Annotated in this window: 23 protein-coding genes and 1 tRNA gene; all 24 read left to right on the forward strand. The window is 63.1% G+C overall.

Going from position 1 to position 25,754, the window contains the following annotated elements; genetic code table 11:
• Positions 1-288 precede the first annotated feature (288 nt).
• The 24 genes from QRN51_RS13580 to QRN51_RS13695 all read left to right on the forward strand — a co-directional run bounded on the left by QRN51_RS13580 (position 289) and on the right by QRN51_RS13695 (position 25,716).
• Positions 289-1,395, forward strand: a complete 1,107-nt coding sequence (locus QRN51_RS13580; protein ID WP_172465512.1) for a BMP family lipoprotein — start codon at positions 289-291, stop codon at positions 1,393-1,395.
• A gap of 163 nt (positions 1,396-1,558) precedes the next feature.
• Positions 1,559-3,109 (forward strand): ABC transporter ATP-binding protein, encoded by a 1,551-nt coding sequence (locus QRN51_RS13585; protein ID WP_284990383.1) that lies wholly within the window; start codon positions 1,559-1,561, stop codon positions 3,107-3,109.
• Positions 3,102-4,475: an ABC transporter permease gene (locus QRN51_RS13590; protein WP_370872297.1), complete on the forward strand. Its 1,374-nt coding sequence runs from the start codon at positions 3,102-3,104 to the stop codon at positions 4,473-4,475. The genes QRN51_RS13585 and QRN51_RS13590 overlap by 8 nt, the downstream gene beginning before the upstream one ends.
• Positions 4,472-5,983, forward strand: a complete 1,512-nt coding sequence (locus QRN51_RS13595; protein ID WP_284990384.1) for an ABC transporter permease — start codon at positions 4,472-4,474, stop codon at positions 5,981-5,983. The genes QRN51_RS13590 and QRN51_RS13595 overlap by 4 nt, the downstream gene beginning before the upstream one ends.
• Positions 5,984-5,985: 2 nt before the next feature.
• Positions 5,986-6,396 (forward strand): cytidine deaminase, encoded by a 411-nt coding sequence (locus tag QRN51_RS13600; protein WP_284990385.1) that lies wholly within the window; start codon positions 5,986-5,988, stop codon positions 6,394-6,396.
• The gene (locus tag QRN51_RS13605) at positions 6,393-7,703 is read left to right on the forward strand and encodes a thymidine phosphorylase (protein ID WP_284990386.1); all 1,311 of its coding nucleotides are present in this window, start codon (positions 6,393-6,395) and stop codon (positions 7,701-7,703) included. The genes QRN51_RS13600 and QRN51_RS13605 overlap by 4 nt, the downstream gene beginning before the upstream one ends.
• A 65-nt stretch (positions 7,704-7,768) precedes the next feature.
• Positions 7,769-8,419, forward strand: a complete 651-nt coding sequence (locus QRN51_RS13610) for a DedA family protein (RefSeq protein ID WP_059387978.1) — start codon at positions 7,769-7,771, stop codon at positions 8,417-8,419.
• A gap of 234 nt (positions 8,420-8,653) precedes the next feature.
• Positions 8,654-9,343, forward strand: coding sequence for a DedA family protein (locus QRN51_RS13615; RefSeq protein WP_059387979.1), 690 nt, complete (start codon positions 8,654-8,656; stop codon positions 9,341-9,343).
• Positions 9,344-9,371: 28 nt separating this feature from the next.
• Entirely contained in the window at positions 9,372-10,526 is a 1,155-nt protein-coding gene (locus QRN51_RS13620; protein WP_059387977.1) for an adenosine deaminase, read from the forward strand.
• Positions 10,527-10,614: 88 nt separating this feature from the next.
• Entirely contained in the window at positions 10,615-11,253 is a 639-nt protein-coding gene (locus QRN51_RS13625) for a MazG nucleotide pyrophosphohydrolase domain-containing protein (RefSeq protein ID WP_284990389.1), read from the forward strand.
• A gap of 93 nt (positions 11,254-11,346) precedes the next feature.
• Entirely contained in the window at positions 11,347-12,627 is a 1,281-nt protein-coding gene (gene eno / locus QRN51_RS13630) for a phosphopyruvate hydratase (protein WP_284990390.1), read from the forward strand.
• A 157-nt stretch (positions 12,628-12,784) separates the two neighbouring features.
• Positions 12,785-13,507, forward strand: coding sequence for an FtsB family cell division protein (locus tag QRN51_RS13635; RefSeq protein ID WP_059387976.1), 723 nt, complete (start codon positions 12,785-12,787; stop codon positions 13,505-13,507).
• 68 nt (positions 13,508-13,575) lie between these two features.
• Positions 13,576-14,280: a DUF501 domain-containing protein gene (locus QRN51_RS13640; protein ID WP_284990391.1), complete on the forward strand. Its 705-nt coding sequence runs from the start codon at positions 13,576-13,578 to the stop codon at positions 14,278-14,280.
• The gene (locus tag QRN51_RS13645; protein WP_284990392.1) at positions 14,277-15,242 is read left to right on the forward strand and encodes a Ppx/GppA phosphatase family protein; all 966 of its coding nucleotides are present in this window, start codon (positions 14,277-14,279) and stop codon (positions 15,240-15,242) included. Before QRN51_RS13640 ends, QRN51_RS13645 begins: the two co-directional genes overlap by 4 nt.
• Before the next feature lie 16 nt (positions 15,243-15,258).
• Positions 15,259-16,647, forward strand: a complete 1,389-nt coding sequence (locus tag QRN51_RS13650) for a S8 family serine peptidase (RefSeq protein WP_284990393.1) — start codon at positions 15,259-15,261, stop codon at positions 16,645-16,647.
• A gap of 71 nt (positions 16,648-16,718) precedes the next feature.
• On the forward strand, positions 16,719-18,164 hold the full coding sequence (locus QRN51_RS13655) for an NAD(P)/FAD-dependent oxidoreductase (RefSeq protein WP_284990394.1): 1,446 nt from the start codon (positions 16,719-16,721) through the stop codon (positions 18,162-18,164).
• A gap of 131 nt (positions 18,165-18,295) precedes the next feature.
• The gene (locus QRN51_RS13660) at positions 18,296-19,216 is read left to right on the forward strand and encodes an N-acetyltransferase (RefSeq protein WP_284990395.1); all 921 of its coding nucleotides are present in this window, start codon (positions 18,296-18,298) and stop codon (positions 19,214-19,216) included.
• Between the two features lie 42 nt (positions 19,217-19,258).
• A tRNA-Leu gene (locus QRN51_RS13665) sits at positions 19,259-19,332 on the forward strand.
• A 241-nt stretch (positions 19,333-19,573) separates the two neighbouring features.
• Positions 19,574-20,803, forward strand: a complete 1,230-nt coding sequence (locus QRN51_RS13670) for a branched-chain amino acid ABC transporter substrate-binding protein (RefSeq protein WP_059387974.1) — start codon at positions 19,574-19,576, stop codon at positions 20,801-20,803.
• A gap of 78 nt (positions 20,804-20,881) precedes the next feature.
• Positions 20,882-21,901: a branched-chain amino acid ABC transporter permease gene (locus QRN51_RS13675; RefSeq protein WP_059387973.1), complete on the forward strand. Its 1,020-nt coding sequence runs from the start codon at positions 20,882-20,884 to the stop codon at positions 21,899-21,901.
• Complete coding sequence (locus QRN51_RS13680) at positions 21,898-23,097, forward strand: branched-chain amino acid ABC transporter permease (protein WP_084784379.1); 1,200 nt, start codon at positions 21,898-21,900, stop codon at positions 23,095-23,097. The genes QRN51_RS13675 and QRN51_RS13680 overlap by 4 nt, the downstream gene beginning before the upstream one ends.
• Positions 23,094-23,981 (forward strand): ABC transporter ATP-binding protein, encoded by an 888-nt coding sequence (locus tag QRN51_RS13685; protein ID WP_059387972.1) that lies wholly within the window; start codon positions 23,094-23,096, stop codon positions 23,979-23,981. The genes QRN51_RS13680 and QRN51_RS13685 overlap by 4 nt, the downstream gene beginning before the upstream one ends.
• Positions 23,968-24,681 (forward strand): ABC transporter ATP-binding protein, encoded by a 714-nt coding sequence (locus QRN51_RS13690; protein WP_284990397.1) that lies wholly within the window; start codon positions 23,968-23,970, stop codon positions 24,679-24,681. Before QRN51_RS13685 ends, QRN51_RS13690 begins: the two co-directional genes overlap by 14 nt.
• 132 nt (positions 24,682-24,813) lie before the next feature.
• On the forward strand, positions 24,814-25,716 hold the full coding sequence (locus QRN51_RS13695; protein WP_284990398.1) for a Bax inhibitor-1/YccA family protein: 903 nt from the start codon (positions 24,814-24,816) through the stop codon (positions 25,714-25,716).
• Positions 25,717-25,754 lie beyond the last annotated feature (38 nt).

A 25,754-nucleotide genomic window follows, 5' to 3' on the forward strand; every position in this document is an offset into this window, starting at 1 on the left:
GCGATTTTTGGGTCATCTGCTGCCAGTTCGCGCGCTTGGGAACGGGCATCCTAGGACCGTTCGCTGGGAGTTCCGCTACTGCTTGGTAACAAAAGCTCAACAATCTTCGGGTTGTTGGGCTTTTGTGTTACCCGGGTGTGTTCAATCCCACTAAAGTTGTGCCATCAGTGCGCCCCAGGCGCAGTGCTGCGAAGCATCAGTGAAAACAGAATTTCAGACTCGAGTTTTCGAAACGGACACTCATTGACCAACTGTCGTAGCATCAATCACTTTCTTCCTGGAGGAAAATTGAAGCAATCACTGCGTGCCACACTAAAGCGCGGTTCATTTGCGGGCGTCGCAACTGCGGGCGCCGCTGCACTTTTGCTGGCAGGCTGCGGTAGCGCACCGTCTGCTTCGAGCTCGGGCAGCGCCACCAAGTCGGACTACACCGCATGCATGGTGTCCGACTCCGGCGGCTTCGATGACAAGTCGTTCAACCAGTCAGGCTTCGAGGGCCTTCAGGCAGCAGCCAAGGACCTGAGCATCCAGGAGAAGCACGTCCAGTCCAAGGCCGACACGGACTACGACCCCAACCTTCGTTCCATGGTCCAACAAGGCTGCAAGCTGACGGTTACGGTCGGCTTCCTGCTTGGCGACGCCACGAAGAACATCGCGACGGCGAACCCCAACAGCCACTTCGCCATCATCGACTACTCGGACCCCACCTTCCCGAAGAACGTCAAGCCGATTGTCTATAACACCGCCCAGGCCGCGTTCCTGGCCGGGTACCTCGCCGCCGGCACGTCCAAAACGGGCAAGGTTGCGACCTTCGGTGGCCTCAACATCCCCACCGTGAGCATCTTCATGGATGGCTTCTCTGACGGCGTGAAGTACTACAACCAGAAGAAGGGCAAGTCCGTCCAGCTGCTTGGCTGGGACAAGGACAAGCAGGACGGAACGTTCGTCGGCGACTTCAAGCAGGTCGACAAGGGCAAGGTCCTCACCCAGGGATTCCTTGACCAGGGGGCGGACGTGGTCCTTCCCGTCGCTGGACCTGTTGGAGCGGGCGCCGGAAGCGCGATCCTTGACGCCAAGGCAAAGGGCACGGACGCAAAGCTGATCTGGGTCGACTCGGACGGCTACCTGACCGCACCCGCCTACAAGTCGGTCATCCTGACGTCGGTCCAGAAAACCATGGCGACGGCCGTGGAGACGGTCATCAAGGCCGACAAGGAAGGCAAGTTCGACCCCAGCCCGTATGTCGGCACCCTCGACAACGGGGGCGTGGCGCTTGCCCCGTTCCACGATCTCGACTCCGCTGTTCCGGCAGACATGAAGAGCGATCTTGACCAGTTGAAGAAGGACATCATCTCCGGCGCAGTCAAGGTCGAATCGAAGTCCAGCCCCAAGTAAAAATCCGGGCTAAACCGCATCGCGCTGCCCTTCAGCCGAGTTTTGGCAGAGGGGCGGCGCGTTCTGCGTTGCCTTCAATTTGCTCTTCGACACTCCTTTGCCGAGCACTATGCTGGGAGCACGGTGATGACGAGGAGCCATCCTTTATAGATGGGTTGGAGTTTTGAAACTCGAACTGAAAGGGATCACGAAACGCTTCGGGTCCCTTGTAGCCAATGACCACATCGATCTGGTGGTTGAACCCGGCCAAGTCCATTGCCTCCTGGGCGAAAACGGTGCCGGTAAATCCACCCTGATGAATGTCCTTTACGGACTCTACGACCCCAGCGACGGCGAAATCCTGGTCGACGGCAAGCCGGTCGTTTTCAAGGGTCCCGGCGATGCCATGGCGGCCGGGATCGGAATGGTCCACCAGCACTTCATGCTGATTCCGGTATTCACCGTCGCCGAAAACGTCGCGTTGGGAAACGAAGCCACCAAGGCAGCCGGTTTCCTGAACTTGGATGAAACCCGCCGGAGAATCTCCGAGATTTCCAAGCAATACGGGTTCCATGTCGACCCCGATGCCCTCGTGGAAGACCTGCCCGTGGGCGTCCAGCAGCGGGTAGAGATCATCAAGGCACTCGTGCGCGACGCCGAAGTCCTGATTCTCGATGAACCGACCGCGGTTCTCACTCCGCAGGAAACCGATGAGCTCCTGGACATCATCCGCCAGCTCAAAGCAGCCGGAAAGTCAATTGTCTTCATTTCGCACAAATTGCGTGAGGTCAAGGAAATTTCGGACATCATCACGGTGATCCGGCGGGGGAAAGTGGTGGGCTCGGCCGATCCTTCGGCGTCCCCTACGGAACTCGCCTCGGCGATGGTTGGCCGCGCGGTCAGCCTGACCCTGGAAAAGAAACCCGCCCAACCGGGTGAAGCGACCTTCAAGGTCCGGGACCTTACGGTTGTGGACCACAATGGCCAGCACGTCGTGGACGGGCTGAGCTTCGACATCGCCAAGGGTGAAGTGCTCGCCATCGCCGGTGTCCAGGGCAACGGCCAGACGGAGCTCACGGAAGCCATCCTCGGCGTCCAGCAGCACGTCACCGGGTCCATCGTCCTCGACGGCGTCGAACTTCTCGGCAAGAGCGTCAAGCAGGTCTTGTCCGCCGGCGTCGGGTTCGTCCCTGAGGACCGCAAGATCGACGGCCTGGTGGGAACGTTCTCCATTTCCGAGAATATGATCCTGGACCTTTACGACAAGGCGCCTTTCGCCCAAGGCATCGGCATGAAACCGGCCTTGATTGCTTCGCACGCGGAGAAGAAGGTCGAGGAGTTCGATGTGCGGACGCCGTCGATCGATGTCGCCGTGGGTACGCTCTCCGGAGGCAACCAGCAAAAGGTGGTCCTGGCCCGGGAGCTTTCCAGGCCGTTGAGGCTCTTCATCGCATCGCAGCCCACCCGAGGGCTCGACGTCGGCTCCATCGAATTCGTGCACAAGCGGGTCATTGCCGAACGAGACAACGGAACTCCCGTGATGATCGTGTCCACCGAGCTCGATGAAGTGCTCGAACTCGCTGACAGGATCGCCGTCCTCTACCGGGGAAAGCTGGTCGGGATTGTTCCGGCCGGTACCTCCCGCGATGTGCTGGGCTTGATGATGGCCGGCGTTCCGGAACATGAGGCAGAACTGACTGCGCACAAGACCCTCGAGGGAGGAACCCATGTCTGAGTCCAATACCCCTCGGCAGGAAAACGAGGCCGAGCCGGAGCGCCCGGAGACTCTGGACGACGAGGTCGTCCTGGATGTCGCGCTGGACACGGCCGACGGCGCAATGGCCCCGTCAGTAATTCCGGCTGCCAGCCAGGGCGGACAGATCCCGCACGCCGCCGGTGGTTCGGTCTTCCGGCAGATCGTGACCGGAAACGCCATGGTCTCGGTGTTGTCCGTGCTCCTCGCGATTGTGCTCGGCGGAATCCTGATGGCCGTGACCAACCCCAAAGTCGCCGAGACAGCAGGTTACTTCTTCGCGCAGCCGGGGGACATGCTTACCGAGGTCTTCAGGCCCTACGTGGCGTTGGTCCAGGGCGCCATATTCAACTGGGCCGGGGCCGACGCCGCAGCCCAGCTGTACCCGATCACTGAGACCCTGACGGTGTCCACGCCCCTGATCCTGGCTGGACTCGGCGTGGCCCTGGCCTTCCGTGCCGGGCTGTTCAATATCGGTGCGCAAGGCCAGATCATCTTCGGTGCCCTGTTCGGCGCCTACGTGGGATTCACCTGGCACCTGCCTTTCCTCGTTCACCTGTTGCTTGTCATCGTTGCCGGATTCATCGGCGGCGCGGTGTGGGGCGGCGTCGTCGGGCTGCTCAAGGCCCGGACCGGTGCCCATGAGGTCATCGTGACCATCATGCTGAACTACATCGCCAACTTCCTGCTCCTGTTCCTGTTGACCACTCCCGCTTTCCAGCGCAAGGGCTCCACCAACCCGATCTCGCCCTTCCTGGACCAATCGGCACTGTTTCCGGAGTTGCTCGGACCCCAGTTCAGGCTCCATGCCGGATTCCTCTTGGCAGTGCTGGCAACGGTTTTCGTCTGGTGGCTCCTGAAGCGCTCCACGCTCGGCTTTGAATTCCGGGCCGTGGGCGCCAACCAGAGCGCGGCACGCACCGCTGGTATCAACGTTCCCCGCGCCGTGATCCTGGTGATGGCGATTGCGGGTGCGCTTGCGGGCCTGGCCGGCATTGCGCAGGTATCCGGGACGGAGAAGTACCTCTCGGGGGGCGTCGCGGCTTCCATTGGCTTCGATGCCATTACGGTCGCATTGCTCGGACGTTCGACGCCGTGGGGAACCTTCTTCGCCGGGCTCCTGTTCGGCGCGTTCCGCGCAGGAGGCGTCGCGATGCAGGCCGAAACCCAGACCCCCATCGACATCGTCCTGGTCATCCAGTCCTTGATCGTCCTGTTCATTGCGGCACCGCCGCTCGTGCGCGCGATCTTTGGACTGAACCCGCGCAAAAAGAAGAAGGCCACCGGCGGCCCCGGCTCCGGAACCATCCCCTCCGGAAAAATCGAGAGCGGAGCTGCAACAGCATGAGCACCACAACAACTCAGCCCGGCGGTGGCACACCCGCCGGCAACGCCCCGGCGAGCCCGAGAAAGACGGGCGCCACGGAGCTGGTGAGCTGGAAGGCCGGCATCGGATTGTCCCTCCTCGCAATCCTGGGAACCGTGCTGTTCGGTTTCATGTCCAATTCGAAATCTGCAGGCTTCGGCATTGCCGAGGCGGCCAATGAAGCGGCCTCAAGTGTCGCCGCTTTGGTCACGTTCGTCCTGGCCCTTCTGCTTTCGGCTGGACTCGGATATCTGTGGTTCGTCCGCCGTCGTTCAGGCCGCGCGTCAGTTTCCGGCACGGTACCCGGTTGGCTGCCCGCCTCCACCGTCGCCGCCGTCGTGGTCCTCGGCCTCGCCGCGCTCGGCGTGGCAAAGGTTTCAAAGGTCACGCTCCCTTCCGCGGCCATCGGCTGGATCGCTGCCGTGATTCTCCTGGGCCTGGCCGGCTACACGGTGTACCTCACCCAGGCGAAGAGGGCCGTACCCCGCTGGGTGGGCGGCACCTTTGCCGCCGTGTTCCTCATCGGGTTCATGGTCTGGATCGTGGCTGGCGGAAATGGCGATGAGCCGTCGATCTCCCTCGCCGGACTGATCGCAGGATCCGTCACCTTGGCCGTGCCGCTGGTCTTCGGATCCCTTTCCGGCGTCCTGTGCGAACGCGTCGGCGTGGTCAACATTGCCATTGAGGGCCAGCTCCTGCTGGGAGCATTCTCCGCAGCCGTCGTTGCCACGGTGACGCGCAACGTCTACGCCGGGCTGGTCGCGGCGGCCGTCGCCGGAACGCTTGTCTCCTTGGTCCTGGCTGTGGTCAGCATCAAGTACCTCGTCAACCAGATCATCGTGGGCGTCGTGCTCAACGTCCTCATCAGCGGACTGACGAGCTTCCTCTTTTCGACGCTGCTGACGGCGGACCCGGATGGACTCAACAAGCCGGGGCGCTTGCCTCCGGTGGACATTCCCTTCCTGTCCGATATCCCCATCATCGGCCCCATCCTGTTCCACCAGTCCCTCGTGGGCTATTTGATGTACATCGCAGTGATCGTCGTTTACCTCGGCCTCTTCCACACGAAGTGGGGGCTGCGCGTGCGGGCCGTTGGCGAGCATCCGCAGGCGGCCGACACCGTGGGCATCAACGTCAACCGGACCCGATTCTGGAACGTGCTCATGGGCGGTGCGATTGCGGGCATTGGCGGCTCGTTCTTCACGCTCGTATCCGTGGATGCGTTCAGCAAGGACATGTCCGGTGGCCGTGGGTATATCGCGTTGGCGGCATTGATCTTCGGGCGCTGGAACCCGATCGGCGCCTTCCTGGCGGCGTTGCTGTTCGGCTTCGCGGACAACCTGCAGAGCGTCATCACCATCATCGGATCGCCTGTGCCGAGCCAGTTCATGGCCATGTTGCCTTACGCCTTGACGGTCTTCGCCGTCGCTGGATTGGTGGGCAGGTCCCGGCCGCCGGCGGCGAGCGGCATACCGTACGTCAAGGGCTGACCGTGGCGCTCAAGGGTACCGAGGTGGACTGGGCGGCCCTCGAAGCCGCCGCGGTCGCCGCCATGGGGAAGGCCTACGCTCCGTATTCGAAGTTCCCGGTGGGGGCGGCTGCCCTCACCGAGGACGGGCGGATCGTCAGCGGATGCAACGTCGAGAACGCCAGCTATGGACTCACGCTGTGCGCCGAGTGCGCCCTGGTGGGGGACCTCCACATGGGTGGCGGCGGCAGATTGCGGGCGTTCTATTGCGTCGACGGCAAAGGCAATGTCCTCATGCCGTGTGGCCGTTGCAGGCAATTGCTGTATGAATTCCGGGCACCCGGCATGCAACTCATGACAACGCAGGGCATCAAGACCATGGACCAAGTGCTGCCAGATGCCTTCGGTCCCGACAACCTGGAGGAGAACCGGTGACACAGACTGAAGCTTTTGATGCCGTACAGATCATCAGCATCAAGCGGGACAAGGGAACCCTAAGCCCGGAGCAGATCGACTGGACCATCGATGCCTACACCCGCGGCGTCATTGCCGACGAGCAAATGGCAGCCCTGAACATGGCGATCCTGCTCAACGGGATGGACCGTGCCGAGATCTCGCGCTGGACCGAGGCGATGATCGCCTCGGGCGAGCGGATGGACTTCTCCAGCCTTCGGCGTCCCGACGGCGGCGTGAAAGCCACCACGGACAAACACTCCACCGGGGGAGTCGGGGACAAAATCACCCTTCCGCTGGCGCCGCTCGTGGCGGTCTTCGGGGTGGCGGTTCCCCAACTTTCCGGGAGGGGACTGGGCCACACGGGTGGCACGCTCGACAAGCTCGAGGCGATCCCCGGATGGCGGGCGAACCTGAGCAACGAGGAAATCCTGGCCCAGCTGCAGGACGTGGGTGCGGTCATTTGCGCCGCCGGCACGGGTTTGGCTCCGGCGGACAAGAAGCTCTATGCCCTGCGCGACGTCACGGGCACCGTGGAAGCCATTCCTCTGATTGCCTCGTCCATCATGAGCAAGAAGATCGCCGAAGGCACCGGCTCCCTGGTGCTCGACGTGAAGGTGGGTTCCGGGGCATTCATGAAGGACGAAGCCCGTGCCCGGGAGCTGGCCGAAACCATGGTGGCCCTGGGCAAGGATGCGGGCGTCAACACAGTGGCGCTCCTGACTAACATGGGGACCCCGCTGGGCCTGACCGCGGGCAATGCCATCGAGGTGGAGGAATCGGTGGAGGTGCTCGCGGGCGGCGGTCCGGAAGACGTCGTCGAGCTGACCGTCAGGCTCGCCGAAGAGATGCTCGCCTGCGCCGGAGTGCACGACGCCGACCCCGCGGCCGCCCTCAAGGATGGCCGCGCGATGGATGTCTGGAACCGCATGATCGAAGCCCAGGGCGGCGATCCGCGCGCGGCCCTGCCCGTGGCCAGGGAATCCGAGGTCATCCCGGCTCCGGCCGACGGCGTCCTGGTGGAGCTCGACGCCTTGGCGGTGGGCGTGGCTGCGTGGCGCCTCGGCGCTGGACGCGCCCGAAAGGAAGACATCGTCCAGGCCGGCGCAGGGGTGCGGATGCACGCCAAACCGGGCGCCTTGGTCCGGGCGGGGGAGCCACTCATGACCCTCCTCACCGACACCCCGGAAAAGTTCGACAGGGCCAAGGAAGCCTTGGACGGGGCTGTGCTCATCGCGCCGGAAGGCTCACGGCCGGCGCAACGGCTCATCATCGACCGGATCTCCTAGGCTGATCTCCCGGGCATTCCGGAATGCCCGGGAGACATTCCCTGCGGCCGTTCGTTAGGAAGACCGTGCAAGCCATCAACGACTTCATCCTCGCCGCGGCTGGGCAGCCTTGGGTCTTGCTCCTGGTTTTTGCCTGCTGCGTGATCGACGGTTTCTTCCCGCCCATTCCCAGCGAGTCGATGGTGGTGGGACTCGCGGCAGTCTCCGTGACCGCAGGGATGCCCAACACGTGGCTGCTGATCCTGGTGGGAGCCCTTGGGGCCTTCACAGGTGACAACATCGCCTACTTGATTGGCCGCAAAGTAGGTGTACGCCGATGGCGGTGGATGCGTTCCCAAAGGATGCAGGGTGCCTTCCGCTGGGCCGGGAGGGAACTACGACGGCGGGCCGCATCACTGATCATGGTGGCCCGGTTCATCCCCATCGGCCGGGTGGCCGTCAACCTCACAGCCGGAGCAACCCACTTCCCGCACGGCATGTTTGTGGCGCTCACGGCTATGTCCGCCGTCCTGTGGGCCAGTTATTCGGTGGCCATCGGTGTGTTCTTCGGCCAATGGTTCGAGCACAACCACCTGCTCGGGGCGGTCATCGCGATCGTCGCTGCCGTCATCCTGGGAATCATCGTGGACCGGATCATCAGCAAAGTCCGCGGGGCCACGCCCGCCACCGTAGAGGACGAAGAAACCGGGGAGCCCGAAGAGGAATCGGTCGTGTAGCAGGCACGGCAGGGGGGAGCCATCTCCTCCCTTGGTACGACGTGCCTGGCACCGGAAGATCCCTCCATGGGGGGATGCTTCCATTTCGACTTTCGAGCTAGCCTTAAATTGTGTTCCACCCGGCCGGGGCGTAGCGAACGACGCCCGGGCCGTGGGACACTGGATAGCGATCTATGTCACGCGACCGTGTGACTTTCCTTGAGGAGCAATGCCTGCGTGGACTTCATGAACCACATGCTCGAGCATGCCGCCGGGCAACCGTGGATCTACCCGGTGCTCCTGGTTTTCTTTTTCATCGACGGCTTTGCCACGATCCTTCCCAGTGAGACCGCGATCGTCGGGCTCTCGGCCCTTGCGATGCACCGGGGTGAGCCCAACCTGTGGCTCCTTGGCGCCACCGCGCTTGTCGGGGCCATGGCCGGCGACAACATGGCCTATATGCTGGGCCGCAAGATCGGCCTGGACCGCTGGAAATGGATGCGCAAGCCGAAGGTCCAGAAGATGTTCGCGTGGGCGCACTACGAGTTGGACAAGCGCGGCGCCGTGCTGATCTTCACCGCCCGGTATATCCCCTGGGGCCGGGTGGCGGTGAACTACGTCGCCGGACAGACCGGCTTCCGCCACAAGACCTTCTTCTTCCTGGACGCCTTCGCCTGCTTCACCTGGGTAGGCTATTCGATCGGCATTGGATCGCTGGCCGGCCACTGGGTGCACAACAACCCGCTCCTCGGCGTGGGGATTGCGGTGGCATTCGCCGTGGTACTCGGCGTCATCGTGGACCACAGCCTGCGTTGGTGGCACAAGCATCTCGAAAAGAAAGACGGCGAGAAGAAGGAAGCGGCCTCCGCGGAAGCAGCCGCAGCAGACGCGGGAACCGCGGTTAACGCGACGGCCGGCGTCGACCGCTCAAACCCTGCTGGCTAAGCTTCTTCCGTCCCCCTAGAGTTGAGACGTGACTGAGCCTATTGTTGATGCCGCCCCTGCCCTTGACTTCGACCTGAAGAGCCTGCCGAAAGTTTCCCTTCACGACCATCTGGACGGGGGACTGCGCCCGGCCACCATCATCGAGCTGGCGGAGGCCGTCGGCCACACCCTGCCTTCCACGGATCCCGTAGCGCTGGGCCAGTGGTTCCGTGAGTCCGCAGACTCCGGTTCTTTGGTCCGCTACCTCGAAACCTTTGACCACACGATTGCCGTCATGCAGACCAAGGAAGGCCTGGCGCGCGTCGCCAAGGAATTCGTCGAAGACTTGGCTGACGACGGCGTCGTGTACGGCGAGATCCGTTGGGCACCTGAGCAGCACCTGCAGAAGGGCCTCACCCTGGACGAGGTTGTGGACGCTGTCCAGGAAGGGCTCGACGCCGGCGTCGACGCCGTTGAGGAGTCAGGCCGCCAGATCCAGGTGGGCCAGCTCATCACGGCGATGCGCCACGCGGACCGCGGCCAGGAGATTGCCGAGCTCGCAGTGCGCCACCGCTACAACGGAGCTGTCGGCTTTGACATCGCCGGAGCCGAAGACGGTTTCCTGCCTTCCCGCTTCAAGGACGCGTTCACCTACCTGGCCGAGCACAACTTCCCGGCCACGGTCCACGCCGGCGAAGCCGCGGGCCTGGAAAGCATCCAGTCCGCCCTTGTGGACGGCCGCGCCCTGAGATTGGGTCACGGCGTGCGCATCGCGGAGGACATCACCGTTGAGTTCGAAGACGCCGAGGGCGAAGAAGCCGACGACGACGCCGAGGACACCGTCGGCATGGTCACCTTGGGTGAAGTGGCCGGCTGGGTCCGTGACCGTGGAATTGCGCTGGAAATCTGCCCTTCCTCCAACCTGCAGACCGGCGCGATCGCGAACTTCGGCGAAGGCATCGAGAACCACCCGCTGGACATGCTCTACCAGTTGGGCTTCAACGTCACGATCAACACGGACAACCGCCTTATGAGCGGTGTGACGCTCACGGACGAGTTCGAGCTCCTCGTGGAGACCTTCGACTACGATCTCGATGACCTCCTCGAACTGACCCTCAACGCCGCCGAGTCGTCGTTCCTGCCGTTGGACGAAAAAGAAGCGTTGGTTGAGTACATCAACGACGCCTACGCCAACCTTGGCTGAACAAACTCCTTCGGGTGCCAGTTCTCCTGAAAGTCCTGTCGTGGAGCTGCTGGGGACGATTGCCTCTTTGCGCGAGCACTGTCCTTGGATGGGGGCGCTGACCCACGAGTCCTTGGTCGAGTACCTGATCGAGGAAGCGTACGAGGTAGTCGATTCGATCGAGGCCGGCGCGTCCGGTTCCGATACATCCGACGAACTCCGCGGCGAGCTGGGCGACGTGCTGCTCCAAGTGGTGCTGCACGCCCGGCTCGCCGAGGAGCAAGGACAATTCACCTTCGACGACGTCGCGCGCGCCATCACGGACAAGATGGTGCGGCGCAATCCCCACGTGTTCAAACCGGACGGGTCCTTGCAGGAATCCTTCCCGGCAACCGTGGAGGAGATCGTCGAAAAGTGGGACGCCGTGAAGAAGGCCGAGAAGCCCGGGCGTTCGAATCCCTTCGAAGGCATTCCACCGCACCTTCCCGCCCTCGCCTTGGCGCAAAAGTCGCTTGACCGCGCAGCCCGCTCAGAGCGCTCGGGCAGTCCTGAACGCGGCGGCCGTCCAGTCGCGGCGGTGGAGGTTCCCGACTCCGAAGCTGCGCTTGGAGACTTGCTGCTCGCCGTCGTCGCGGGCTCGCGGGAGAAGGGCTTCGACGCCGAACGGGCCCTGCGCGGTGCCGTCCGCCGATACCAGGGCCGCGACGGCGAAGCCACAAAACGTGAGGGTTCCGACGCTGTTCCGTAACCTTGGCCGGTCTCGACTAGGCTAGTGGCGACGAGGACGTCGAGAATTTCCCTCAAGATTCCCAGTAAATCGCTTCACCATAAGGAGCAGTCCATGGCGCTTATCGATGCCATCCACGCCCGCGAGATCCTTGATTCCCGCGGAAACCCGACAGTAGAAGTTGAAGTTCTGCTTTCCGATGGCCAGATCGGCCGCGCGGCAGTTCCCTCCGGTGCTTCCACCGGCGAGCACGAAGCCGTCGAACTGCGCGACGGCGACAAGGGCCGTTACCTCGGCAAGGGCGTCCAAAAGGCCGTTGACGCGGTCATCGACGAAATCGCCCCGGCCCTGATCGGCTTCGACGCCACGGACCAGCGCAGCATCGACCAGGCCATGATCGACCTCGACGGCACCCCGAACAAGGGCAAGCTCGGCGCGAACGCCATCCTCGGCGTTTCCCTCGCCGTGGCAAACGCGGCCGCCGCCTCCGCGGACCTGCCCCTGTACAAGTACCTGGGCGGCCCGAACGCCCACGTCCTGCCCGTCCCGCTGATGAACATCCTCAACGGTGGCTCCCACGCCGACTCGGACGTCGACATCCAGGAATTCATGATCGCCCCGATCGGCGCCGAGACCTTCTCCGAAGGCCTGCGCTGGGGCGTTGAGGTCTACCACAACCTCAAGGCGGTCCTGCAGGCCAAAGGCCTCTCCACCGGCCTCGGCGACGAAGGCGGCTTCGCTCCGAACCTGCCGTCCAACCGTGCCGCACTGGACCTGATCCAGGAAGCCATCAAGAACGCCGGCTACACCCCGGGCAAGGACATCGCCCTCGCGCTGGACGTCGCCTCCTCCGAGTTCTACAAGGACGGCGCCTACCAGTTCGAAGGCAAGGCACTCTCAGCCACCGAGATGAGCGCCTACTATGCCGAACTCGTTGCCGATTACCCGCTGGTCTCCATCGAGGACCCGCTGGACGAAAATGACTGGGAAGGCTGGAAGACCCTTACCGACACCATCGGTGACAAGGTCCAGCTAGTTGGCGACGACCTCTTCGTCACCAACCCGATCCGCCTGCAGCAGGGCATCGACTCCGCCACGGCCAACTCCCTGCTCGTCAAGGTCAACCAGATCGGTTCCCTGACGGAAACCCTGGACGCCGTTTCCCTGGCCCAGCGCTCCGGTTACACCACCATCACCTCGCACCGCTCCGGCGAAACCGAGGACACCACCATTGCTGACATCGCCGTTGCCACCAACGCGGGCCAGATCAAGACCGGTGCCCCGGCCCGCTCCGAGCGCGTCGCCAAGTACAACCAGCTGCTGCGCATCGAAGAAGAACTCGACGACGCCGCCCGCTACGCCGGCCGCAGCGCTTTCCCGCGTTTCAAGGGCTAGTATCCGCTGAAACAGCTGACCGGTGGCTATGGTGGAAAGACCATAGCCACCGGTTCTGTTTAACGAAATGTGCGAGCACTTCGGCAAACCGCAGGCTCCGTGAGGAACGCAACGCGCAGCAACCCGCCAGGCAAGCACCAGGCATTACAGGAGTGTCATGGCCACCCGCCGCCCCAAGGTCCCCCGGGCAGATGCCCTCGGCCGCTCGCCCCAAAAGAACCCCGACGGCGGCCATGTCATCCGTGCCGACTTCGGCGAGTCCCGCAAGGCATCCGCCGCCCAGCAAGAGGCACCGGTTCATGCAGGGTCCAGGACGCCGTCCAATGCCAAAGCCGAAGGCGGCACCCAAAGCAAAGCCCCTTCCGGATCCAAGGTTGGTGGTGCTGCGAAACCGGGACGTTCGGGAAACACCCCGGTTGTCGGCAAGGCATCCAGCAAGGCATCCGGTGCCGGATCCTCGCACTCCGACAAGGACCACGGCGCGCGCCCTGTGCCCGCGAAGGCGTTCTCCGGCCGTATGCTTGCCCTCGCTGTGGTGATGATAGCGATCACTATCATGCTCGCTCCCACAGTGAAGATCTGGTTGGAGAAAAAGGCCGAAATCTCCGGCCTGGAAGCCGACATTGCCAGCAAACAGGCCGAGCAGGCCAGCCTCCAGAAGCAGATCACGCGGTGGCAGGACCCCAACTACGTGAAACAACAAGCCCGGGACCGCATTAACATGGTTATGCCGGGTGAAGCTGGCTACTGGGTGTTTGGTGGAGACGTTCCCGCCGGCACACCGGGTGGGAGCACCAGTTCAGGAGCTTCCGGAAGCCCGTCCAACCTGCCATGGGTGGACGGCCTGTGGGAATCCATCAGGCGCTCGGCAACAGACTAGACGCGGTGCCCGCCGCCGTCGCGCCCTGATGGGCGCGGCCAAAAAGGGCAGGAAGGATGGCAGCGCCAGTGGAAGACAACTCGGCACCTGCATCGCAGGAGTCCCGCAAGCCATCAGCACACGATCTCGAAATCCTCAGCCGCCAGCTCGGACGGCCGGTGCGCGACGTCGTCGAAATCCCGGCGCGCTGCGTCTGCGGCAACCCGCTGGTCGCTGCAACCGCTCCGCGCTTGAGCAATGGCACCCCGTTTCCCACAACGTTCTACTTGACGCACCCCGTCATCACCGCCGCCGTGTCGCGGCTGGAAGCCGGCGGGCTCATGAATGAGATGAACGAACGGCTCACCGCGGACGAGCCTTTGGCTGCGGCTTACAGGAGCGCCCACGAAGCCTATCTCCAGGCGCGTGACGAGATTGCCGGACGTGCCGGCACGGGAGACGTTCCGGAAATCGCAGGGGTCTCGGCCGGCGGCATGCCTACCCGCGTCAAGTGCCTGCACGTGCTGGTCGGCCACTCCCTGGCCGCCGGTCCCGGCGTCAATCCGCTCGGCGACGAGGCCATCGGGGCGATTAGCGAATGGTGGACCGCGGACCGCTGCTATTGCGACGGCGCATGGGACAGTGCGGGGGAGGCCCCGTCCAAGGACCTCAGCCGCCACGGACCGCAGGGCCTGCCGAACATCGTGGGCCGTCCCGCCCCCGTCCGCAAATCCAAGTCCTCCCACGCGACAGAGCCATCAGGGGAACCATCCGCAGGGGGGCTCAACGTATGAACCGCGTAGCTGCGATTGACTGCGGGACCAATTCGATTCGCCTCCTGATCGCGGATTCCAACGGCACGGACTCCGGGTCTCCCTTGCGGGACGTTGTCCGCGAGATGCGCGTGGTGCGCCTCGGCCAAGGGGTTGACGCCACCGGCGAACTCGCCCCTGAGGCGCTTGAGCGGACCTTTGCGGCGACCGCCGACTACGCCGAGCTGATCCGCCATCACGGAGCCCGGGGCATCCGTTTCGTGGCGACCTCTGCCAGCCGGGACGCCCGTAACCGGGACGTCTTTGTTGACGGGATACGGGGGCTGCTGGGCGTCGAACCCGAGGTCATCTCCGGTGACGAAGAAGCCTCGCTGTCCTTCGCCGGCGCAAGCAGCGTGCTGCCTTCGCGCGGCAAGGACCCTGTGCTTGTGGTGGACCTTGGCGGTGGAAGCACCGAATTCGTCCTCGGAGACTCCGACGGCGTCATTGCCGCCAAATCCGTCGACATCGGCTGCGTGCGGCTGACCGAGCGGCACCTTCGCAGCGACCCTCCGACGCCGGAGCAGATCGCCGCCGCGGAAGCCGACGTCGACGCAGCCATGGACCTCGTGGCCCGCACGGTCCCGCTGGACCGGGCCACCGCCGTCGTGGGCGTAGCCGGTACCGTCACCACCATCACCGCGCACGCGTTGGGCCTGGACGAGTACGATCCCGCACTCATCCACGGTGCCAGCCTGGACCTGGAGACCATCAGCGACGCGGCCACAAGTTTGTTGGAAATGAGCCGCGAGGAACGTGCCCGGCTACCCTACATGCACCCCGGACGCGTCGACGTCATCGGTGCCGGAGCCCTTGTTTGGCGCCGCATCCTCCAACGCTTGGCTGAGCTCGGAGAGGGCTCCATCACTGCGGCTATCTCCAGCGAACATGACATCCTCGACGGCATCGCGCTGAGTATTCTGAGCATGCCGAGTACTCGGTAAGAGTGGGTATTCGCTGATGACGTTGCCACACGGTTGGCGCCGCCGGACAGCATCGGCCGCGCTGGCGGCCATGTTGGCCGGGGGAAGCCTTGCAGGGGCCCTGCTCACTGCCCCTTCGGCGTTCGCCGACTCTTGGCGGGACAAGGAATACTGGCTCAACGAGTACGGCATTTCCGCAGCCTGGCAGGTATCAAAGGGCGCCGGGGTGAAAGTGGCCATCATCGACAGCGGAGTGGACGGGCAACACCCCGACCTCAACGGCGCGGTGGTCGGAGGAACCGACGCTTCCGGTGCGGGCGACCCCAACGGACAGAAAAGCATCGGGGCCAAACCTGAGCACGGGACCCTCGTCGCCACGCTGCTGGCAGGGCGTGGACACGCTCCGGCCAGCCCATCGGCGTCTCCGTCGCCGGGGCCGTCCCCTTCGCCCGGTTCCGGCGTCGGTCCGGACGGAATCGTCGGCGTCGCGCCCGAGGCCCAGATCCTCTCCGTTTCCGCCTGGCTCGGTTCGCCGAATCCGGCGGGCAAGACGGACCAGGAACAGATTCCCGAAGCTGTCCGATGGGCGGTGGACAACGGCGCCAAGGTCATCAACATTTCCCTCGGCAGCACCTCGCCTGATTGGCCCCAAAGCTGGGATGCGGCGTTCCTCTATGCCGAACAAAAGGACGTGGTGATCGTGGCCGCGGCGGGCAACCGGATCGGCGGAAACGTCCAGGTGGGCGCGCCGGCCACGATTCCGGGTGTACTGACCGTGGCGGGACTCGACCGGAACCGTACGGCCAGTGTCGACGCTTCTTCGCAGGGAATCAGCATCGGCGTCTCGGCGCCCGCGGAGAAGCTGGTGGGCGGACTGCCCGGTGGGAGCTATGAAGATTGGGCCGGCACGTCCGGCTCCGCGCCGATTGTCTCCGGCGTCGCGGCACTTATCCGCTCGAAGTGGCCTGATATGAGCGCCAAGCAGGTCATCAACAGGATTGTGTCGACGGCCGAGGATGCAGGCGCGCCCGGCAAGGACCCCATCTATGGCTACGGCATCCTCAATGCCGAGGCGGCCCTGAAAGCCGATGTACCCGAGGTAGCGAGCAATCCCGTGGGATCCATTGCGGACTGGATCCGGGTCCATCGACGTGGCGACCTCAGCAGCCCGACGCCTCCGTCAACGTCGAAACCAAGCATTCCCGCGGCCACCTTGGCGGATCCCACAGTTCCCGCGGCCAAGGCGCCATCGCAGTCCGACACTGCGGTTCCGGCCGCGGTGGTCATCGGCTTTGGTTCGCTTTTCGTGGCGATCGTCGCGGGCGCCACCGTCCAATTGAGGCGCGCCTACCGGACCTCCCAGGAACTGCCCGACGAGACCTCGACCGGCGTGGTGGACGTCGTGGATCCGAGCCCCCCGAAATAGCCTCCGGCGCCGATCCGTAGCGTCGGGAAATAGTTAGTGAAGATTTTCACAAGGTGCTGTACTCTATTCTTATGGCAACCACCCCTGAGCTCATTGACCGTCCCCGTGTTCTCGTTGTCGGCGGCGGATACGTCGGCCTGTACGTAGCACTCAAGCTGCAGAAGAAGATCGCGAACGCCGGCGGCATCGTCACCGTCGTTGATCCCCTTCCCTACATGACCTACCAGCCCTTCCTCCCCGAAGTGGCCGGCGGCAACATCGAGGCACGCCACGCCGTCGTCTCGCACCGCCAGCACCTCAAGCAGACGGAACTCATCCAGGGCCGCGTCACCAGCATCGACCACAAGAACCGCACCGCCGTTGTTGCTCCGGCCGACGGTGGAGAGCCTTTCGAGATCCCGTACTTCGACGTCGTGGTTGCCGCCGGCGCCATCACCCGGACGTTCCCCATCAAGGGCCTCGCTGACGAAGGCATTGGCCTGAAGACCATCGAAGAAGCGGTCGCCCTGCGCAACAAGGTCCTTGAGCGCATCGAGGTTGCCTCCACCATGACGGACGCCGCCGAACGCGCCAAGGCCCTGACCTTCGTGGTCGTGGGTGGCGGTTTCGCAGGTATCGAGTGCATCACCGAGATGGAAGACCTCGCCCGCGCTGCCGTCAAGAACAACGCGCGCATCCGCCAGGAAGAGGTCCGCTTCGTTCTCGTCGAAGCCATGGGCCGCATCATGCCCGAGGTCACCGCAGCCCAGGCAGAGTGGGTTGTCGAACACCTGCGCAGCCGCGGCATCGAGGTCCTGCTCAACACCTCCCTCGACAACGCAGAGGGAAGCCTCAAGCTCATCAACCTGCCGGACAAGACGCCTGCCCAGGAGTTCGAAGCCGACACCCTCGTGTGGACTGCAGGCGTGCAGGCCAACCCGATGATCCGTTCCACCGACTTCCCGCTCGAGCCGCGCGGACGTGTCCGTGTCCTCCCGGACCTGCGCATTGCGGGCGACGAAGGCATCATCGACAACGCCTGGGCGGCCGGCGACATCGCTGCCGTCCCGGACCTCACGGGCAGCGGCCTGCCGGACGGCACCTGCGTTCCGAACGCCCAGCACGCGCTGCGCCAGGCCAAGCGCCTCGCCAAGAACCTGTGGGCCTCCCGCTGGGACAAGCCCATGGGCGACTACAAGCACAAGAACCTCGGTGCGGTTGCCGGCTTCGGCGAATGGAAGGGCGTTGCCAACATCAACATCCTGGGCCGTATCGGCCTCAAGGGTGGACTCGCCTGGCTGGCCCACCGCGGCTACCACGGCCTGGCCATCCCCACCGGTGAGCGCAAGGTCCGCGTGATCTTCAACTGGATCCTGGGCATGACGATGGGCCGCGACACCACCCAGCTGCTGGACCTCGACAACCCGCGTGGAGCCTTCGTGGCCGCGGCCACCCCGGCTCCCAAGCCGGCCGCCGCACCTGCGCCGGCCGCTGAGCCCGCCGAAGCCAAGGCTCCGGTCACGGCTGACGCCAAGTAGCGAACCCCAAGCAGTCCCGCCGACGGCGGTCGTTTCCCACGCGGGAGCGGCCGCCGTCGTCGTTTAACTCGCGGCCCGTCCGCGACGGCGGTGCAGGCATGGCCGGCGACGGCGGGTCCTAGACTTGCAGCATGGCAGGCGAAAGCGATCTGACGACCCTCCTGGGATCAATGCACCCCGTCCTTCGGGACGGCGACTACGTGTACGCGTTGTGGCCGCACGGCAAAGCGCTTGAGGGCAATATCGAAGCCGCTGTCCGCGAAGCGGAGGGCCTCACGGTGGTCCTGCGCCGGGAGGAAGCCGGACGCCTGGGACTGTCCTACGACTTCGTGGCGGCGTGGATCACTCTTCAAATCCACTCTGCCTTGGACGCCGTGGGGCTCACAGCGGCCGTCAGCTCCGCCCTCACGGCCGCTGGTATCAGTTGCAACGTCCTGGCAGGGTTCCATCACGACCACCTGTTGGTTCCATCCGCCGAGCGCGGGCGCGCCATGGAAGTCCTTAAGCTGCTGGGCCAAGGCGTGGTGCTGCGAACGGAGCGGCAGGATGACCGCGAGTCCGTGCTGGCGCTCACGGCTGCCGCCTTTTCCACCAGTCCGGTCACCGGGCTGCCCGTCGACGGGGTCCCGGCCGAAGTGAAGCTCCTGCGTGAACTCTTCGAGTGCGATGAGTACCTGCCGGAATTCAGCATCGTGGCCGAGATTGCCGGTGAGATCGTGGGCCACGTCATCAGTACCCGCGGCTGGATAGGGGAGCTCCGGCTTTTGGGGCTTGGCCCCATCAGCGTCGAACCGCACCTGCAGCGGCGCGGCATCGGATCTGCCCTCTTGCGGGAAACCGCTCGACGGGCCGACGAAGCGGGCGAACCGGGCATCGCCCTGCTGGGCAGCCCCGAGTACTATCCGCGCTTTGGATTCCTGCCCGCGCGCACGCTGGGCGTGGTGGCCCCCGACGCCGGGTGGGGAGACCATTTCCAACTGTTGCCCCTCAAAGCATGGCCCGACGGCGTCAGTGGAACCTTCCGTTATGCCGCGCCGTTTGAACGGCTCTAGGAGACGAAAGAGGGGAGTGCACTGGGTTACCATTATCCGGGCGCCCCAGTAGCCCAATTGGCAGAGGCAGCGGACTTAAAATCCGCGTGTTGTGGGTTCGAGTCCCACCTGGGGCACGCATGCGAAATGCGAACCCTGCGGCCCCACTTGTTGCGCCAAGCTGTGCCGTGACAGGAATTTAACCCCGCGTTCATGTGAAGGGCCGTCCGGACTGGACAGCGACACACCGTTATTAGATCCTGACCTGCGTATATGTGTTCTAGGACACATATTTGGTAGTACTCTCATGGAACATGTTCGAAGTGAAAGTGACTTCGGGCGAATGACCACGAATCAGACGCACCGCGGAGGCTATTTATGTACAGGAAGAAAGTCATTTCGGCGATTGCAGCAGCAGCCACCCTCGGCATGCTGGTGGCGGGCTGTGCGAATCAGACTGCCCCTAGCGGCACCGAAACCTCGGGTGGCGGCGGCAGGATCAATATCCCTGCGATTTCCAAAGTCGACGTTCCTGCCGGAGCTGTTTTGCCTGCAGGCGATGGCAAGGCAAATTGCCCGTCAACCACCACCCTTGCCTATGCCGGTGCCGAGACAGGACCCAACGCCCAGCTGGGTATCAACATCTTCAACGGCATCCAACTGGCCATCAACCAGCACAACACCGCGAACCCCGGCTGCCAGGTCCAGTTCAAGAAATTCGATACTGAAGGCGATCCGAACAAGGCCACTGGCCCGGTAACGCAGATCGTGTCCGAGCCGGACATCATCGGAGTGGTGGGCTTGCCCTTCTCGGGAGAATCCAAGGCCACCGGCAACATCTTCGAGCAGAAGGGCTTGGTGCACATCACGCCCTCCGCAACCAACCCGAGCCTGACGAAGAACGGCTGGACCACTTTCTTCCGGGCCCTCGGCAATGACGCCGTCCAGGGTCCGGCCGCAGCGAAGTTCCTCACGGACAAGCTGCAGGCCAAGAAGGTCTACCTCGTCCAGGACGACTCTGACTACGGCATCGGTTTGGGAACCACAACCTCCGCGGCCCTGGGCTCCGCGATGGTGGGGTCCGACAAGGTTGTCACAGGCCAGAAGGACTTCTCGGCCGTGATCTCCAAGATCATGAACGCCAAGGCAGACACCGTCTACTACGCGGGCTACTACGCAGAAGGCGCTCCCTTCGACCAGCAGCTGGTTGGAAAGGGATTCACCGGCTCCTTCGTGGGCCCGGATGGCGTGAAGGATGACCAGTTCATCAAGCAGGCCGGCGACGCGTCGTCGAACTCGTACTTCACCTGCCCGTGCATCCCCGGCGAGCTGATCCCGAGCTTCGAGTCCGAGTACAAGAAGCTTGCCAACGCTGAGCCCGGAACCTACTCCATTGAAGGTTACGACGCAGCCACGGTCCTGCTCTCCGGTATCGACAAGGGCAAGCAGTCCCGCGCGGACCTTCTTTCCTGGGTCAAGTCCTACGATGCAGACGGCCTGTCGAAGCACTACAAGTGGGATTCAACCGGCGAACTGGCAACGCCTGATGTTTACGGCTACAAAGTTGAGAACGGCAAGATCGTTCCCATCGGCGTCATCGGAAAATAACACCGAGCCCAGATGAATGCTGGGGGTTAGCATCCATGCCGACCCCCAGCATTTCTTTTGATTACATCAGGAAGTGCCATGATCAGTGAAGTAATTCCCAACCTGCTCCACTCGGTTCCCATGGACGATACGTGGATCACCTTCGACGTAAACTCCTTTACCGAAAATTTCTGGAGTTCAACCTTTGACGGGTTGACCTTCGGGGCAATTTACGCGTTGGTAGCCCTCGGCTATACCCTCGTCTACGGCGTTCTCAACCTCATCAACTTTGCCCACTCCGAAGTGTTCATCACGGGCTGTTACGGGGTGTTCTTTACCCTCAGCGCGCTGAATTTCGGGCCCTCTGCTCCGAGGCTGGCCTTTTGGGCCATCGTGGGAAATCTTGTCCTCGCCCTCGTCGTCGCCATCATCGCCTCAGCCTTGATGGCAGTGATCGTGGAACGGGTGGCCTATAAACCTTTGCGGCAGCGCAAGGCGCCCCGCCTGGCATTCTTGATTACCGCCATCGGTGTTTCCTTCGCCATTCAGTACACCATCTATTGGTGGCGCGGACCGAGCCCGGAGGCTGCGCTGACGATGTTCAGGCCGCTCCCGATTTTCGACGTCTTCGGGACGATCGTCGATTCGCAGCAGGTGGTGATCGTGGTCGCAGCGATTATCCTCATGATCGCCACCGACCAGTTCATCAGGCGGTCCCGGACCGGCCGGGGCATCCGTGCCGTTGCGCAGGACCCGGATACCGCAACTTTGATGGGTGTCAACAAGGAAAAGATCATCGTGACCACCTTCATCATCGGAGGGATCCTGGCCGGCGCAGCCGCCTTGTTCTACGTGATGAAAATCCCGTCCGGCGTGCAATACAACGGCGGATTCATCCTCGGCGTCAAGGCCTTCGCGGCCGCTGTCCTCGGAGGCATCGGCAATGTGCGCGGCGCTTTGCTGGGCGGCCTGCTGATCGGTTTGATCGGCAACTACGGCCAGGTGCTCCTGGGCAGTTCCCAATGGACCGACGTGGTCGCGTTCGTGGTCCTGGTGTTGGTATTGATTGTGCGACCCGAAGGTGTCTTGGGTAGCTCGCTAGGAAAGAGTAAGGCATGAGCACAACAGACGGCCCCACACTTATTCCCGATGATGCTTCGGCACAGGAAATTGCGGACCGCGAAGCAAAAATGCGGCGCCGCAAAGGCTGGTTCCCGGGACTCAGCGACAAATGGAACGCGCTCCCGCGCCAAACCCAATGGCTGATCCTCATCGTCGTCGTGGTCATTGCGTACTTGCTCCCCATCCTCAACCCGCCGTTGATCACGACGGAACCAGGCAACAATTGGCAAATCGCGCTCGCGCAAATGTCTGTTTATGCCCTGGTGGCTGTGGGCTTGAACGTGGTGGTCGGCTATGCGGGCCTCCTCGACTTGGGCTATGTGGCATTTTTCGCCCTGGGTTCCTACACGGCGGCAATGTTTACCAGCCCGGATTCGCCGTATGTGCACATTCCCTACTTGTGGACGCTCCCGCTGGCGATGGCAGTCGCCATGTTCTTCGGAGTGGTCCTCGGTGTGCCTACGCTTCGCCTTCGCGGCGACTACCTGGCTATCGTCACGCTCGGCTTCGGTGAAATCGTGCGCATTTTGGCCACGATTATTCCGGCGATGAAAGGCCAGGTTGGCTTCCAGAACGTTGGCCACCCTCCGGGAACGGATTCAAGCGGGCAAACAATTTTCCAGAACTCGAACGGAACCCCGTGGTACTGGCTGACGCTGTCCATCATCATCGTGGTGCTTTTGGCCGCGGGAAACCTGGAGCGCAGCCGCGTGGGACGCGCCTGGATTGCCATCCGCGAGGATGAAGATGCCGCGGAAATCATGGGCGTCCCGACCTTCAAGTACAAGGTGTGGGCTTTTGCCATCGGCGCTTCCGTTGGCGGGCTCTCGGGTGCCTTGTTTGCCGGGCAAGTGGGCTTTGTGAACAACCAGAAGTTCGATATCGCCACGTCCATCCTGTTCGTCGCTGCCGTTGTCATGGGCGGCACGGGAAACAAGGTCGGTGCGATTCTCGGCGGTGCGTTGGTGGCATATATTCCACTCCGTTTCACCGCGATTGCCGAGTTCAAGTATCTGATCTTTGGCGCGGCGCTGGTGGTCATCATGATCTTCCGCCCCGGTGGCCTTCTGCCCGCACGCCAAAGCCTCCTCGCCTATGGCCGCCTGGCGTACAACAAACTCAAGGGTGCCATGGGCGACATTCCTGCTTCGGGCAAAGTCGTCCTGGAACCGGGAAAGGGGGCTGACAAATGAGTGAAGCGATCGAACCGGATATTGATGTAGAGGCACTCAAGGAACAGGGTGTGGACCTCGAAGTCGCCGAGAAGGTGGCCCCTGAGAGGGACATCGTCACCAAAGTGGGCGAAGCCTTGGTGCAGGTCCAAGACCTCACCATCAAATTCGGCGGCCTGACGGCTCTGGACAATGTCACGTTTGATATCAACAGAGGCGAAATCCTCGGTCTCATCGGCCCCAACGGTGCCGGTAAGACCACTTGTTTCAATGCCATGACGGGTGTCTATAAGCCGACGTCCGGAAAGGTCCTGCTCGAAGGACAATTGCTCAACGGACTGCCGCAGCACCGGATCACCAGGCGTGGCCTGGCGAGGACCTTCCAGAACATCCGCCTTTTTGGTGAGATGACCGCTTTGGAAAACGTGGTTGTCGGCCTCGATGCACGCCACCGCACGAGTGTCGGCGGAGCGCTCTTCCGTCTGCCCACCCATGTCCGGGAAGAGAAAACCGCCATTGAACGCGGCATGGCATTGCTTGAGTTCGTGGGCATCGCCGATCATGCCCACTTCTTGTCACGGCACTTGCCTTACGGTTACCAGCGCCGCCTGGAAATCGCGCGCGCACTTGCGACTGATCCCAAAGTCCTGTGCTTGGACGAGCCCGCAGCAGGGTTCAATCCGGCGGAAAAAGAAGAGCTCATGGCCCTGATCCGGACCATTCGTGACGACGGCTACACGGTCCTGCTCATTGAGCACGACATGAAGTTGGTCATGGGGGTGACCGACCGGATCGTGGTCCTTGAGTTCGGGAAAAAGATCGCGGATGCGGTGCCGAAGATTATCCGCGATGACCCGAAAGTTATTTCCGCCTATCTCGGGGAGCCTGAAGATGACCTTGCTTGAGCTGAAGAACATATCCGTCCACTATGGCCGGATCCAAGCCATTTCCGACATGTCATTCAGCGTGGAGGAAGGCGAAATCGTCTCGCTCATCGGGGCAAATGGTGCCGGCAAGACCACCACCATGAGGACCATCTCCGGATTGCTGGCTCCGTCGGCCGGCTCCATCACGTTCGCCGGCAAGGACATCACCCGGATGAAAGCGCACATCCGAGTCGTCCAGGGCATTTCGCAGGCGCCTGAGGGACGGGGAATTTTCCCCGGCATGACGGTGGAGGAGAACCTTGACATGGGTTCCTACGGCCGCAAGGACCGGACCAAGGTTGCAGACGATTTGGAGCGAGTCTTCGACCTGTTTCCGCGGTTGAAGGAACGTATCAAGCAGTTTGGCGGCACCATGAGCGGTGGCGAACAACAGATGCTCGCGATTGGCCGGGCCCTGATGTCCAACCCCAAGCTGTTGCTCCTGGATGAACCTTCCATGGGGCTGGCTCCGCAGTTCATCCGCCAGATCTTCAAGATTGTCACCGAGATCAACAACCAGGGCACCACGGTGCTTCTGGTGGAGCAAAACGCCAACCAGGCCCTGGCCCGTGCACACCGTGCTTTTGTCCTGGAAACCGGGTCAATTACGCACAGGGGCACCGGCAAGGAACTGCTCGCCAACCCGGCGGTCAAGGAAGCGTACCTCGGCGTCGGATAGCCCCGTGTGCCGGCACCCTCGCAACGCGGAGGGTGCCGGCATCGGCGGCGGTGGAACTTTCGGTGCGGACCAAGCGTGGGAATTGGTAGCGTGAACTATCACTTCGCACCCACAGCAAGAAGGACATCCACCATGGCACTCGGCGGCAACCCGATCTTCAACGGAAAGAATTTCCGTGGAGCCACACAGGCTCCGCCCGTTCCCAGCTACACCCACGGCCAGCCCCAATACGGCCAGCCCCAGTACGGCCAGCCCCAGTACGGCCAGCCTGCCTGGGCGGCACAGCCGCCCATGACGAGCGATCAGCTGCAGGAGATGTACAACCAGCCCGCAGCCGGTCCGGCCGAGACCGGCCGTATGACTTTCGACGACGTCATCGTCAAGACTGCAGCGTGCCTTGCGGTGCTGCTGCTTGGCGCGGCGGGCACGTTGTTCGTTGCTCCGGGAACCGCAAATCTCCTGATGATTGTCGGCGCCTTGGGCGGCTTCGCGTTGGGCATGGTCAACTCCTTCAAGAAGCAGCCGTCCCCGGCACTGATCCTGACGTATGCCGGACTTGAGGGTCTGTTCCTCGGAGGCCTGACCCGCCTCCTGGACGGAATGTTCCCGGGCGTCGGCCTGCAAGCTGTCATTGGCACCCTTGCGGTGTTCGGCGTGACCTTGGCTCTCTTCAAGAGCGGCAAGGTGCGTGCCACCCCCAAGGCTGTTCGCTTCTTCATGATCGCCATGCTCGGCTACCTCGTCTTCGCAGTGATCAATATGGTCCTGGTGTGGACGGGCGCAGTCCAGTCGCCGTTCGGCCTGAGCAGCAGCGTGCACATCTTCGGCATCCCGTTGGGCGTTTTCATCGGCATCCTGGCTATCGGCCTGGCCGCGTTCTCACTGGTCATGGACTTCACGAGCATCGAACAGGGTGTCCGGCAGGGCGCTCCGGAGAAATACTCCTGGACGGCCGCTTTCGGCCTGACCGTGACGCTCGTGTGGCTGTACGTGGAGATCATCCGCCTGCTGGCGATCCTGCGCGGCGACGACTAAGCTCCCAGGATTTGTTGAGCGTAGTGCCCCTGAAGATC

The organism is Arthrobacter sp. efr-133-TYG-120, assembly GCF_030209785.1.
Taxonomy (GTDB): domain Bacteria; phylum Actinomycetota; class Actinomycetes; order Actinomycetales; family Micrococcaceae; genus Arthrobacter.